Annotated in this window: 11 protein-coding genes; 7 read left to right on the top strand and 4 right to left on the bottom strand. The window is 43.1% G+C overall.

Going from position 1 to position 13,688, the window contains the following annotated elements; translation table 11 throughout:
- Nucleotides 1–98 precede the first annotated feature (98 nt).
- Entirely contained in the window at nt 99–1,055 is a 957-nt protein-coding gene (locus tag ABXS85_RS00730) for a class I SAM-dependent methyltransferase (protein WP_353668134.1), read from the top strand.
- Here ABXS85_RS00730 and ABXS85_RS00725 read toward each other — a convergent pair.
- On the bottom strand, nt 1,052–1,948 hold the full coding sequence (locus tag ABXS85_RS00725) for a LysR family transcriptional regulator (protein ID WP_353668133.1): 897 nt from the start codon (nt 1,946–1,948) through the stop codon (nt 1,052–1,054). The two genes, ABXS85_RS00730 and ABXS85_RS00725, sit on opposite strands and share 4 nt — an antisense overlap.
- A 118-nt stretch (nt 1,949–2,066) precedes the next feature.
- On the opposite strand from ABXS85_RS00725, the gene ABXS85_RS00720 reads away from it, so the two are divergent.
- From ABXS85_RS00720 to ABXS85_RS00705, 4 genes are all read left to right on the top strand, one after another.
- Nucleotides 2,067–3,128 carry a 4-oxalomesaconate tautomerase gene (locus tag ABXS85_RS00720; RefSeq protein ID WP_353668132.1) on the top strand — a complete coding sequence of 354 codons (1,062 nt, stop codon included), beginning with the start codon at nt 2,067–2,069 and terminating at the stop codon, nt 3,126–3,128.
- 62 nt (nt 3,129–3,190) lie between these two features.
- Nucleotides 3,191–4,273, top strand: a complete 1,083-nt coding sequence (locus ABXS85_RS00715) for a tricarboxylate transporter (protein WP_353668131.1) — start codon at nt 3,191–3,193, stop codon at nt 4,271–4,273.
- A gap of 23 nt (nt 4,274–4,296) precedes the next feature.
- Nucleotides 4,297–6,270, top strand: coding sequence for a tripartite tricarboxylate transporter permease (locus ABXS85_RS00710; RefSeq protein WP_353668130.1), 1,974 nt, complete (start codon nt 4,297–4,299; stop codon nt 6,268–6,270).
- Between the two features lie 300 nt (nt 6,271–6,570).
- Nucleotides 6,571–8,085 (top strand): alanine/glycine:cation symporter family protein, encoded by a 1,515-nt coding sequence (locus ABXS85_RS00705; protein WP_353668129.1) that lies wholly within the window; start codon nt 6,571–6,573, stop codon nt 8,083–8,085.
- Nucleotides 8,086–8,146: 61 nt separating this feature from the next.
- On the opposite strand, the gene ABXS85_RS00700 is transcribed toward ABXS85_RS00705, so the two are convergent.
- A complete protein-coding gene (locus ABXS85_RS00700; RefSeq protein WP_353668128.1) occupies nt 8,147–8,566 on the bottom strand; it encodes a gamma-glutamylcyclotransferase family protein in 420 nt (139 codons plus the stop codon).
- 4 nt (nt 8,567–8,570) lie between these two features.
- Nucleotides 8,571–10,151, bottom strand: a complete 1,581-nt coding sequence (locus ABXS85_RS00695) for an L-lactate permease (protein ID WP_353668127.1) — start codon at nt 10,149–10,151, stop codon at nt 8,571–8,573.
- A gap of 251 nt (nt 10,152–10,402) precedes the next feature.
- Here ABXS85_RS00695 and ABXS85_RS00690 point away from each other — a divergent pair, with 251 nt between their 5' ends.
- A complete protein-coding gene (locus ABXS85_RS00690) occupies nt 10,403–10,774 on the top strand; it encodes a glutathione S-transferase N-terminal domain-containing protein (RefSeq protein WP_353668126.1) in 372 nt (123 codons plus the stop codon).
- A 25-nt stretch (nt 10,775–10,799) separates the two neighbouring features.
- On the opposite strand, the gene ABXS85_RS00685 is transcribed toward ABXS85_RS00690, so the two are convergent.
- Nucleotides 10,800–12,137: an MATE family efflux transporter gene (locus ABXS85_RS00685; RefSeq protein ID WP_353668125.1), complete on the bottom strand. Its 1,338-nt coding sequence runs from the start codon at nt 12,135–12,137 to the stop codon at nt 10,800–10,802.
- A gap of 207 nt (nt 12,138–12,344) precedes the next feature.
- Between ABXS85_RS00685 and xylA the strand changes: the two genes are divergently transcribed.
- Entirely contained in the window at nt 12,345–13,673 is a 1,329-nt protein-coding gene (xylA, locus tag ABXS85_RS00680) for a xylose isomerase (protein ID WP_353668124.1), read from the top strand.
- The last annotated feature ends 15 nt before the right edge of the window (nt 13,674–13,688 follow it).

Here is a 13,688-nt window from a genome sequence, read left to right as displayed (position 1 = left end):
CCTCATGATATGAGCCCGATTGCCATTTGCCGAACAATAATTTCTGACAAATGAGCCAACAATCAGTAAGATATTGCTTTTTTAGCAGTAATCTAGATATGACTTCCCCGCCTTTTAGTGTCCTCACGGATCAAGTATTCAAACAATTTTCTCAAAAATCTCCTCAACTCCCAAACCAATTACACAGACTCTTCCATGGTCGTGGTAGATGTTTCTCAGGTTTAGAGCAAATAACAGTAGATTATGTTGCTGGACACATTTTGGTTAGTTTGTATAAAACACTACCAAATGACCAACAAGACCAACTTCTTAAAACCTTATTAAATTGGCCTCATCGCACGGAATGGCAGGACTATTCGGTGAAGAGCATATTGATTCAATACAGATATCAAGACAGAAATCCCACTGAGTTAATTTGGGGGAAACTGGATCCTAATCCCGTGGCCTATGAAAATGACCTTGCTTTTCAAATGTCATTAGGGCGAAATCAGAATACCGGCCTGTTTCTCGACATGCGGTATGGTCGTCGTTGGGTAAAAGAAAACAGTCAAGATAAAAGCGTTCTCAATTTGTTCTCTTACACCTGCGGTTTCTCTGTGGCAGCGCTGTCTGGTGGTGCAAAATCCGTTATCAATTTCGACATGGCCAAGGCTGCACTGAATCGAGGACGTGACAACCATAAACTCAACCAACAAGACATGACAAAGGTCAAATTTTTCGCCCATGACATTCTCAAATCCTGGGGAAAAATCAACAAATATGGTCCCTATGATTTGATTATTATCGATCCACCTAGCTTCCAAAAAGGCAGCTTTGCCTTAACTAAGGACTACCAGAAAATTCTACGACGTTTACCGGACTTGATAACGCCCTCAGGACAGGTATTAGCCTGCGCAAACGATCCAAGTATCGATTGCCAATTTGTTATTAACGCCATGCATGAAAACGCCACTGACATTGAATTTCAGCAGCGCTTACAAAACCCACCCGAGTTTCCTGACATAGACGAAGAATCCAGCTTAAAGGCACTCATCTTTAAGAAAAAAACTAATTAGACTTTTGACCAATGCTCTAACAAGATATTAATAAACAAGTCAGCCGCTGGTGACAAAGAGGTTGAACTGCGCTTTACCAAGCCAATAGAGCGATCAATTTGTTGTCCTTTTAGAGGACGAGAAGTCAGTACCGAAGCAGTACTGAGTGGCATCGCCAATTTTGGCACAATGGAGATTCCCAACCCCATTTCCACCAAACCCAGAGACGTGGACAAGTGTTGGACTTCATAAAAACTGTTCAGTTGCACCTGATCTCTGGCTAAGGATTTGTCTAACAAAATACGGTTACCACTGGCACGCCCAACACTGATGAGTTTATAAGGTTCAATATCTGTCCAAGAGACTTCTTCCAGCTCACAAAGTGGATGGTCAGTTCGTAAACACACCACAAATGGGTCATCCAGCAAGGGGGTAAAAGTCACTTCTGGGTGCTGTGCAATGGCCATATTAATACCAAAATCTGCATCTCCACGAATTACAGACTCCAGACCATGATTGGCACTTTCATCAAGAATTTGAATACGAATGCCTGGGTACCTTTCATTAAAAACATGGATAACGCTGGGCAAAAAATAGAATGCCGCTGTCGGAATACACGCAATCGTCACTTTACCTTTTTGCTGCGAAGCCATATCCTTTATGCCCAGAACAGACAGTTCAAACTCTTCCAACATACGCCTGGCTTTGGGTAAAAATTCTCGCCCTACCGAGGTCAACCAAGTTTTTCTCGTAGTACGTTCAAACAAAGGCGCTCCCAAAATTGCTTCCAATTTTTGCATACGACGACTCAGTGCAGGTTGCGACAAATGCGTTAATTCTGCGGCGTCGTGGAAGTTTCCCGTCTCTGCGATACGGATAAAAATCACCAGATCTTTAAATTCAATTTGATGCATAACCAATCCAATTAATAACATTCATGCATCAATTATGACCTATCTTTGCATTTGATGCAGCAATACATCTTGTGAGACCTTAGGCGGCAAGATCAAACAACAATAAAGGTTAATCTCAATGTCTCAAACCATTTCATGCATGATAATGCGTGGCGGCACATCTCGAGGCCCTTATTTAAATATTTCTGATTTGCCTGAAGACAGAGAGGCATGTGCAGAGGTTTTAATGAAGATCATGGGGTCAGGCCATGAACTTCAGCTTGATGGTATTGGCGGCAGTAACAGCCTAACCAGTAAAGTGGCGATGGTTGGTCCTTCGACGCATCCTGATGCAGACGTAGATTACTTGTTTGCACAAGTGGGTATTATTGAACAAAAAGTCGACTTCTCTCCAAACTGCGGCAACATGCTTGCAGGCGTTGCGCCTTACGCAATCGAAACAGGTTTGTTTCCAGCACAAGAAGGCAAGACCACTGTGCGTATTCACAATTTGAATACAGGAAAAATCATTTATTCAACAGTTCAAACCCCGAACCGCCAAGTAGAATACAGGGGTGACATTACCATCAGTGGTACCAACTCACCAGGCGCTCCCATCGAATTGACCTTTTTGGATGTGGAAGGTGCCAAAACAGGCAAGTTATTACCAACAGGTGAGAAGACCAATCTAATTGATTCGGTTGAAGTGACTTGTATCGACGCCGCCACACCAGTGGTAATCATCAATGCGGCAGACCTTGGCAAGTCTGGTCATGAAACACCAGCCGAATTAGATGAAGATCACGAATTTATGTCTCGCTTGGAAAACATTCGCCTGCAAGCTGGCCAGTTAATGGGCATGGGGGATGTCTCAGACTCCGTCATTCCTAAACCTATTTTGCTGTCCCCTGCTAATCAGGGCGGCACAGTTTGCGCGCGCTATTTTGTGCCCCACAAGTGCCATAAAGCATTAGCAGTAACAGGTAGTATCGCCATTGTTACCGCTTGCTGCTTACCGGGCACTGTGGCGTCAAAACTAATTGGTGAAAAGGCTAATGCATCCTTTTTCACATTAGAGCATCCATCAGGAACGATAGAGCTGACTGCTCAACGCAAGGAAGATGAACCATCAGCATTAAACAGCGTATCACTGATACGCACAGCGAAGAAAATACTGTCCGGCACAGTATATCTAAATTAACCGTTTCAATACTGATAAGTATTGGTATTGATTAGTCATAAAAACAAGAAAGGATAAATTCGATGAAAAAACTTTCTACGCTATTAGGTGCTTCTCTCCTGTCTTTCAGTTGTTTAGTATCTGCTCCATTACAAGCAAACGAAGCTGAGCTTCCTTCTACCATTAACTGGACCATCCCATTTGGTGTGGGTGGTGGTACGGATGTTTGGGCACGTTTTATTGCCCCTCATTTAAGTAAAAACCTTGAAGGTAACCCAACGGTTGTCATCAAAAACCAACCTGGTGGTGGTTCTATCACAGGTACTAACTTGTTTTACAAGCGCGCTAAAGAAAATGGTCAAGACATTCTAGGGACATCTGCCTCTACTCTTTTCCCATTCATGTTAGGCGATAAACGTGTACGTTATAACTTCGACAAATGGGTGCCTCTAATGGCCAGCCCAACTGGCGGCGTTGTTTATGTACAACCAAATCTAGGTGTTAAATCTGCAGCAGACATAGACAAGCTTGATGGTGTAACACTACCATTTGGTTCACAAGGTCCTACTCGTCTTGAGTTGCCTGTGTTGATCGCCTTCGAAATGCTTGGATTGGACGTTAAACCTGTATTTGGTATGAAGAGCCGTGGTGCTGGTCGTCTGGCTTTTGAACGTGGTGAAGCCAAAATTGACTTCCAAACCTCTTCTGCTTACTTGAACTCAGTTGTTGACCTAGTAAATAACGACAAAGCAGTGCCATTATTCTCGCTAGGTGTACTAAACAAAGAAGGCAAAGTGGTACGTGATCCTGCCTTCCCAAATCTTCCCACTTTCCAAGAAGTGTATATCCAGAAGTACGGTAAACAACCTTCTGGTCAAGCTTACGATGCCTACTCTAAGTTCCTAGCGGCTGGTTTTGCTTTCCAGAAAGTTATCTTTATTCCTGCTGAAACACCAAGCGATGTGATTGCAGCATACCGTAAAGGCATCAACGCAATGTTGAAAGATCCTACTTTCATCGAAGAATCTGCTGTTCAAGTAGGTCCTTACACTAACGTGGAAGGTATTGATGCTGCACAACACCTAAGCGAAGCGCTTAACATTTCACCAGAGCTATACCAATGGGTTGCGCAATGGTTGAAAACAAAATTCGATTACACACTGTAATCTGGTTTTAGGAGTTATTATTAATGATTGAGTTCCTCAGCGCCCTGGATCAAATACTGTCTATTGGCCATCTCACCTACTTAATTACGGGTGTCTTGGTCGGCTTAGTCGTGGGGATTATTCCTGGGCTAGGCGGTATTGCCGGAATGTCTTTACTCTTGCCTTTTTTGTATGGGATGGAACCTGCCGTAGGTCTCGGCATGCTGATGGGACTTGTCGCCGTAATTCCGACAGGGGATACCTTTACCTCTGTCCTAATGGGTATTCCAGGCTCTAGTTCATCACAAGCAACTGTGATGGACGGCTTCCCATTAGCCAAAAAAGGTCAAGCTGCACGTGCTCTCGCTGCTGCCTTCTTATCTTCCATGATAGGTGGCGTAGTGGGGGCAATTGTGCTCAGCGTATTTATACTTGTTGCTCGTCCTGTGGTATTGGCTTTCTCGTCAGCCGAGTTATTCATGTTGACTCTATTAGGCTTAAGCGTTGTGGCTGCCTTATCTGGCCGTAACCTATACAAGGGGTTAGCAGCATGTGGATTTGGCTTATTGGTTGGTACCATTGGTGGTGCACCTGCCACCGGTGAATTCCGTTTTACTTTAGACATTGATTATCTGTACGACGGCATTCCACTTGTGATTGTGGGTTTGGGTATTTTTGCCTTACCTGAAATTGTTAGTCTATTGGTAAAAGATACCGCCATTGCATCAGCAAAAAACAAGCTAGGTCATGGCCTAGGTCAAGGTTTTAAAGACGTATTTGCCAATTTACCACTGGTCGGTAAATCATCTGTTTTTGGTAGTTTGATCGGTGCCATTCCTGGTTTAGGTGGCTCTGTGGTTGACTGGATGACTTACAGCTTTGCTTTAAATTCAAGCAAAGACACTTCGCAGTTTGGTAAAGGGGAAATCCGTGGTGTTATCGCACCAGAGTCAGCAAACAATGCCTGTGCTTCGGGGAGTATGATTCCTACCATCTTATTTGGTGTACCAGGTTCTGGTTCAGCGGCGGTTTTCCTTGGTGGCATGTTATTACTTGGCATCCAGCCAGGCGTATCTATGATCTCCACGCACCTAGACCTGACTTATACCATTATCTGGTCATTGGCGATGGCTAACATTTTGGGCGCTATTTTCTGTATTTGCTTTACGCGTCCAATTTCATTGTTAACTTACATCAAGTTCTCTGTATTAACTCCTATTATTTTAACCCTTATCCTGTTTGCCGCTTATCAAGCAACTCGCAGTTTAGGTGACTTCATTTTACTTGGCGTGGTAGCAAGCCTTGGTATTCTGATGAAAGGGGCAAACTGGCCTCGCCCTGCTTTTCTGATTGGTTTTGTATTGTCTTCAGGAGCTGAAAACTACTTCTTCCAGAGCATCCAGTTCTACGGAACCTCTTGGTTCTTCCGTCCCGGTGTCTTGATTATTGCGGCACTTATCATCATAGGTTTTGTTCTACCACCAGTTTTGAAGAAACGTAAAGCAGCAAAATTGGCGCAAGCCAGTGAAGCGGAAAAAGCCGTTGCTCCTGTAGAAGATGAGCAACAAACCATGTCATTAGCCGATTACGGTATCATGGCTATCTTAGCTGTGTGCGCAGGCTATGCTTTATACGACGTATGGAACATGGCAGAGTTAACGCGCTCTTTCCCTATTATTGCTATTGCTATTGTTCTCTTCTCTGTAATTATGGTGGCGATTAAAGCTGTGCGAGAAAAACATCCTTTGGTTCCCGCTCAGTTAACTGCCAATTTGGTATACATCGCCGGTTTCTTTGGTATTGCATATTGCTATTACTTGTTTGGTTTTATTTGCACTACTTTCGTATTTTCTTTGGTGTTCTTGCGTGTGATCGCCAAAGCCTCTTACCTGAAGTCCAGCACCATCGCCGTGTGTCTGGTTATCTTCTTGGTAACCTTGGGTCGTATTATGCATGTTGACTATCCAGAAGGCATGTTCGACCTGTATCTATTAGATGCCATTAGTTTGATTATCTAGTCGATACAAAGTGTCTCACTTCATATTCTTTAAGGCACTCCCGCCTTATATCCCGTCCCCCATTTTGGGGGCGGGATTTTTTTATTAAAGGCATTTTTAGCTCCTATTAAATAGCCTAATTTTGGCAATCATGGTAAATTTGCCCCACTAAGGTGCACACACTTTCTTAATGTTAAGAAACTTACTTATGAATTTTAGTGCGCACACTTAGTACGAAGAAAAAAAGCCACAAGCTTTGCTTCTTCATCAGGAATATAACAACTAAAAAAAGCTCACCGAGCTTATACTCGAGGATTTACTATGCAAGCATTCATTGATTTCCTGAACGGTATCATTTGGAGCCCAGCCTTAATCTATCTCTGCCTTGGCGCAGGTCTTTTCTACTCAATTCTGACGCGTTTTGCGCAAGTTCGCCATTTTAAAGAAATGTGGACTTTACTGTTTAACGGTAATACCTCTGAAAAAGGTATTTCTTCTTTCCAAGCTTTGGCGGTATCACTATCAGGTCGTGTTGGTACAGGTAACATTGCCGGTGTTGCAGCCGCCATTGGATTTGGTGGCCCTGGTGCCGTGTTCTGGATGTGGGTTGTGGCCTTCTTAGGCGCCAGCACAGCCTACGCAGAATCGACCTTAGGTCAGATTTACAAAGTCAGCGAAAACGGTCAATACCGAGGTGGCCCTGCTTACTACTTTGAACGTTGCCTAGGCTGGCGCTGGTTAGGAGTCTTGTTTGCCCTGTCTTCTATCATTGCCTGTGGTATTTTCTTACCAGGTATCCAAGCTAACTCTGTAGGTAATGCAGTAACGCAAGTCTTTGGCGAGGGTACTATGGTCACCAGCTCATTTGGTGAAGTAGGTTCTACTAAGCTATTAGCCTTGGCTGTTATCCTTGTGGTTTTGGCTTTCATCATCTTTGGTGGCATCAAACGCATCGCTAACTTCACGCAAGTCATTGTGCCTTTCATGGCGATGGGTTACATCATCATGGCATTAATCATTGTTTTCCTAAACCTTGATAAAGTACCAGGCATTTTTAGCTTGATCATTTCCGATGCTTTCACCGCTCAAGCGGGTTTTGGTGCGGCCATTGGTTGGGGGGTAAAACGTGGTGTGTATTCTAACGAAGCAGGTCAAGGTACTGGCCCACATGCGGCCGCAGCAGCAGAAGTTCAGCACCCTGCACAGCAAGGTCTAGTACAAGCTTTCTCTGTATACGTGGACACTTTGTTCATCTGTACGGCTACCGCTTTAATGATCTTGATCACACAACAGTACAATGTACAAGGTACACTATCAGAAGGTCAGTTCATCGTACAAAATGTGGATGCGTCAACTATCATCGCTTCACCAGCCTTTACTCAAATGGCATTAGCAAGTGTATTTGGGCACACAGGTTCTGCCTTTGTTGGTATTGCTTTGTTCTTCTTCGCTTTCACCACTATTTTGGCCTACTACTATATTGCAGAAACCAACGTAGCTTACCTTCGCCGTGCCTTAAACATGAATATTTCACTGACCCTAGTAAAACTATTAATTATGTTTATGGTGGCATACGGTACAGTAAACACAGCGGGTTACATCTGGAACTTGGGTGACGTTGGTGTTGGCTTAATGGCTTGGCTTAACATTGTTGGTATTTTACTGATTTTCTTCATGGCACAACCAACCATGAAAGCGCTTAAAGACTACGAAAATCAAAAAGCTCGTGGCGTTACTGACTATACTTTTGATCCAAAAGCCCTAGGCATTAAGGGTGCTGACTTCTGGGAAAAACGTCTAGAAAAACAGCAAGCAGAGAAAAAGACGGACGCATAATTTCTGTCTTTCATCCGCAGAAAACAAGGCCGCTATCCGCTGGCCTTGTTTTTTTACTAAGTTATAAAGACCTTGAACGATACAAACGCGCATGTTCTTGCCCGTATTCACCGTGCAACTCTGCTTTGATCTCTTTAATATCAAGCAAGATACTAGGCTTACCATACATATAGACTTCTAATACATTGCCTGTTTGCAGACACATCACTTGCACCGTCACCCTTTTATATCCATTAGCCTGATCACACCGCTCCAGCTTATCCATTGCTGCTAAAATTTCATCTGAAACCGAAAATACTTGTCCTTTTATGGGATGCCCAAGACCTGCAGAAAGCATTAACCAAGGTGAATGACGTTCACCAATCAAATACAAAGGGAAACTCTGTTGAGTGACAAAATCACCATCTAAGCGTTTTCCATGATTGAGGTGAAAGTTGGGAAACCCTTCTTTTAATGTGCCATAAACAAATACCCTAACCATATCTTCACCTCAAAAGACACCATGCAACTCCCCCAGCGATTAGACCATAAGCAAGCATAGGCAAAATTGTTCGTTTAATAATGACGCCTTCCTTATTCGCAAAGCCTAAAATCGTCGACACTGCAATAATGTTATTAATGCATACCATATTGCCCATTGCTGCCCCCACAGATTGCAAGGCTAAAATCACACTAACTGGTAGTCCTACCTTCTCAGCAATAGCGTACTGAATACCACTAAAGGTTAAATTTGAGACAGTCGCCGAACCAGAAAAAAAGGACCCAAGCGCTCCTAACCAAGCTGCGGCATACAACCAACTACCTCCAAGTAATTGAGCAAAGCCATTCGCCAATATATTCATCGGTGACTCATTGTCTCCCTGCATCATAAGATTGACCATCACCAAAGCACCGATTAAAGACAGGCAAGGCAGTAATAATCTTTTAAAGGTATCCGATATCGCCATGAATACTTGCTGACGAGACATGTGATACAAGGGTATACAGATCAAAACCACCAAAACAAAAGGAATCAGTGCTGGAACATACAAACTTTTATATTGCCAACTTACCTGAGTAGTCAGTATATCAGTGACACTTAACACCAAGGCTCGACTGATCTCAAACTGCCCTATGCCAATAAAGCTGCTCCACATGGGGGTGACATCATTCAACCAGCTTTTGAATGGCAATTGCGGTAAGCGAGTCACCACCAAAACAATTATGAGCAATGTGAAAGGTGTAATAACTTTGATCAATTGTAGGTTTGACAAGTGCTTCTTATCAAAAGTTTCATCAGGCTGCTTGACTAAACCAATGCCCAATTTTGCCAAGCCTATACTCAGTATTAGTCCCACTGCGCCACCAATCAAAGCTGGAAACTCATAATTCCATTGGGCGACAAAGTAATAGGGTAAAGTACAGGACAATATACTCAAAATAATAAACACAGAGTTACGCCATATGTACTTCCAAGTCACGACAAAACTCAGTGCGATAATAGGTACGACGAAAGCGGCTAACGTGTTTAGTAAGGCTGTCAGAGAAGCGATTTCAGTCATCATGTCCGTGGTTAAATTCAAACCACTTAGACCAAACCAAAGTGGGGTTCCTACCGCGCCAAAAGACACAGGAATAGAGTTCATGGTTAAGGTGAGTATTGCCACACGCAATACAGGAAAACCCAATCCTACTAGTATAGGAGCCGCGATGGCAGCAGGTGTACCGAAACCGGAAGCTCCTTCAATCATAAAAGCAAACGCCCAACCTATAATCATCAATTGCGCAATATCATTATCACTGATGGTTTTTAACCATGCGCTCAAATGCGCTTCCGCGCCAGAGTAATACAAGATACGGTTTAGTAGGATGGCTCCAGCCACAATGGAGATTGGTGTCAACACTGCCAAAACACCAGCGATGGCATTTGCTAACATTAAAAGAATATCTGCTTGGAAGGAAAATACTTGTACTAACGCCACCAGCAAGGCGGTAAATGGCAAGGCAATATGGGCTGGCCAAGGAGAGCGTTTGGTCATTAGCCATATCAGTAAAAGAATAGGAAGAGCGGATAGCAAGATTTGCATAAATATGATGTTTCCCTGCAAATAACACCAATACTATTCCTTTTGGAAGAGTATCTTCTTGTAACAAGTCAAATTACAGCCATTTATATTTCACTACTTTGTGTGTTTTTTAATAGGCTTAGGAAAGGTACAAACATCAAAAAAGACACTTAACGCCCTTTAAAATAACACTAAAAAATTGCCTGTTTAGCACTTTCAGCAAAATTCACAATGGATATAATGTCACCTTATTTTCAGCTGAAAGATCCATTATGAAATTCTTCCTAAAAATCGTCCGTAATCTATTGGGCATCATTATCGCCATTGCCGATCTCGCAACACGTGGCCGTAATCTAAAACGTTCAACTGAAGCACAAACTGAAGTAGATAAGGCTTCACAAAATTTAGTCCTTTATCAATTTTTTGCTTATCCTTTTTGTATAAAAACTCGTCGCGCTCTTTATAAGCTAAATTTGCCTATCGAAAAGCGCAACGCCACAGAAGGCTCCGAACACAGACAGGCCCTCTTAGAAGGTGGAGGACAAGTAAAAGTACCTTGTTTACGCATAGAAAAAGCGGGACAAGTCACTTGGATGTACGAATCGTCGGAAATTATCCGTTATTTAGAAAAGCGCTTCGGTTAACACACCAGTCCCAACCAAATAAGTATCAGGCTGGCTTACAAAGAGACATGAGTTCTCTTTGTAAGTGCTTACGGAAGAAATACACTTTCAAGCACTCTTCTAACAAAATAGAACCAAAAATCGCCCACAGTGGCGCCTGCCAATACACCATCAACGCCAGATATGGCAAACCAATAATCCATTGAGTAACAAAGTGAATCTGCAACACTGTCACGCTGTGGCCCAGAGCACGAAGAGAATGGCCACACAAACCATTATAAGTACGCACCAATGGAATCAAGATATAAATCGGAGCAATCACTTCCAATGCTCGTAACGTCGCGGGGGCTAAATTTGGGTAAATCCACCCCAGACTTTCACCAAAAGCAATAAAAATCCCACACAAAAGCATGCCCAACAATAAGATAATACGCACCGCGTCCCTAACAAATCCGGGAATCAAATGTGGCTGATTTTGTCCTCTAAGCTGACTAATATTAATGGATGTGGCAAGCGCCCAGGAGGTAACAAATTGCGCTCCCATTTGCATCCAAGGCATCACCAAAGTGATGGCTGCAAAGGAATATATATCCAACTGAGCGAATAAAATTTGATGCAGCATAACCCCTGAAGCAAGCGTAATAAAATTGGCAGCAATAGGGGAAATTTCGACCAAATGTCGCCAAATCTGCTGCGCCTTTATATCTTGTTTGGCAAACTTTATTGATACATTTGCCTGCCTACCAAGTTGCCAAGACAAATACAGCACACGAATCAGAACCGCCACTAAGCTGCCCACCGCAGCGCCCTGCAAGCCCATTTCAGGTAAGCCATAATGCCCATATATTAAGCTCCAACTGAGCAAAATATTAATAGGAATCTCAATGCCATAACCATAAAGGGGTAAGCGTGTTTTCCCACTTCCATTAAAAAAAGCAATCATCACTTGCGCACAAGATGATGCTAATAGCATAAAAGCGCTGACATGCAGATAGGATGAGGCTTGTTCTGCCACCAGAAGGTCATCCACTAATATAGGTAGCAATATATCGATGGATAATATGAGAGAAAAACTGGTGAGCAAGGTCAAACCTAGGTTTATGATCCAACCAATGAATAAGCTGTTGGCGATTTTACGACCGTCTTCGGCACCAAAGGCTCTTGCCAGTATTAATTGAGTACCATTGGCTAAGGCATACTGAGTGCCAATCAGCAAGGCCAAAATAGCAGAAGCCAAGCCCAAACCAGCCACAGACACTTCTCCCAGCCCAGCCACCAGCATGACATCAACTAGCACCATGGATTGTACCAGCAGCGAATTTAAGGCCAGAGGCCAAGCTAATGAAACATTTTTAGTGACATTATCTTTTGCAACAAGACTCAATTTTTGACAGCTCTTGGAAATAGGAATGGCTTTCAACCATCTTACAATAAATAAAACAGCATTTCATAAATCTTTTTTTCATCACACACTATCGCTATTTCAACACTGCGCAAATCTATAAAGGCCACAACAAATTTCGTAATTGCTGCGTCTTCACAATGCCGACAAGATGAAACCTAAAACAACAACAAAAATTAGGAGAGTCACATGACGGAATACTTCCCCAATATTTCACCTATTCGTTACGAAGGTGCTCAATCTAAAAATCCATTTGCCTTTAAACATTATGACGCCAATAAAATTGTCATGGGGAAAAGCATGTCGGAACACCTAAGAATGGCAGCTTGTTATTGGCATAATTTCTGTTGGCAAGGCAGTGACGTGTTCGGCGCAAACACCTTTCAACGTCCTTGGTATAAGACAGATAATGAAATGCAAGCAGCCAAACAAAAAGCCGATGCCGCTTTTGAATTCTTCAGCAAATTAGGCATTCCCTATTACAGTTTTCATGATGTCGATGTCTCACCAGAAGGCAATAACATAGGTGAGTACATTAATAACTTTGCGCACATGCAAGATGTGTTAGAAGAAAAGCAAGCCACTACAGGCATGAAACTATTATGGGGGACCGCCAATGTCTTTTCCCATCCAAGATATATGTCAGGTGCTGCCTCTAATCCGAACCCGGAAATATTTGCCTATGCCGCGACGCAAGTGTGTCATGCCATGCAGGCAACTCATAGATTAAAAGGGGAAAACTACGTACTCTGGGGAGGACGGGAAGGCTATGAAACTTTGCTTAACACAGACCTAAAGCGAGAACGCCAACAACTTGGACGTTTTATGCAAATGGTGGTGGAACACAAGCATAAGATAGGCTTTCAAGGCACCATTCTGATCGAACCCAAGCCTGCTGAACCAACTAAGCATCAATACGATTATGATACCGCCACCGTCTTTGGATTTTTAAAAGAATTTGATCTAGAAAAAGAAATCAAAGTTAATATTGAAGCCAATCACGCCACCCTAGCGGGCCATAGCTTCCATCATGAAATCGCCACCGCTTGCGCATTAGGCATTTTTGGTTCCATTGATGCCAATCAGGGCGACGCCCAACTGGGCTGGGACACGGATCAATATCCAACCAGTGTTGAAGAGTACACCTTAGCGACTTACGAAATCCTCAAGGCTGGTGGTTTCAAAACCGGTGGTTATATGTTTGATACCAAATTACGTCGACAATCAATCGATCTAGAAGACCTTTTCCACGGCCACATTGGCGCCATGGACACCTTAGCATTGGCCTTGCAAAATGCCGCCGCTATGCTCCAAGAAGCAAGCTTAGAAACCATGATAAAAGATCGCTACCAAGCTTGGTCACAAACTTTAGGTGAACAGCTTCTGCATGGAAAGATGACCTTGTCACAAGTGGCTGAATATGCTGAAACCCACAATATCAACCCACAACCTGTATCAGGTCGCCAAGAAATGCTTGAAAACCTGCTGCATTCCTATATACGTTCCCCTAAAAACTAGGCATTGATTACGATA

It is taken from the genome of Marinomonas sp. THO17, assembly GCF_040436405.1.
GTDB lineage: Bacteria > Pseudomonadota > Gammaproteobacteria > Pseudomonadales > Marinomonadaceae > Marinomonas.
The sequence above is the reverse complement of the archived record's forward strand: the minus strand, read 5'-3'. Positions and strand labels throughout refer to the sequence as shown.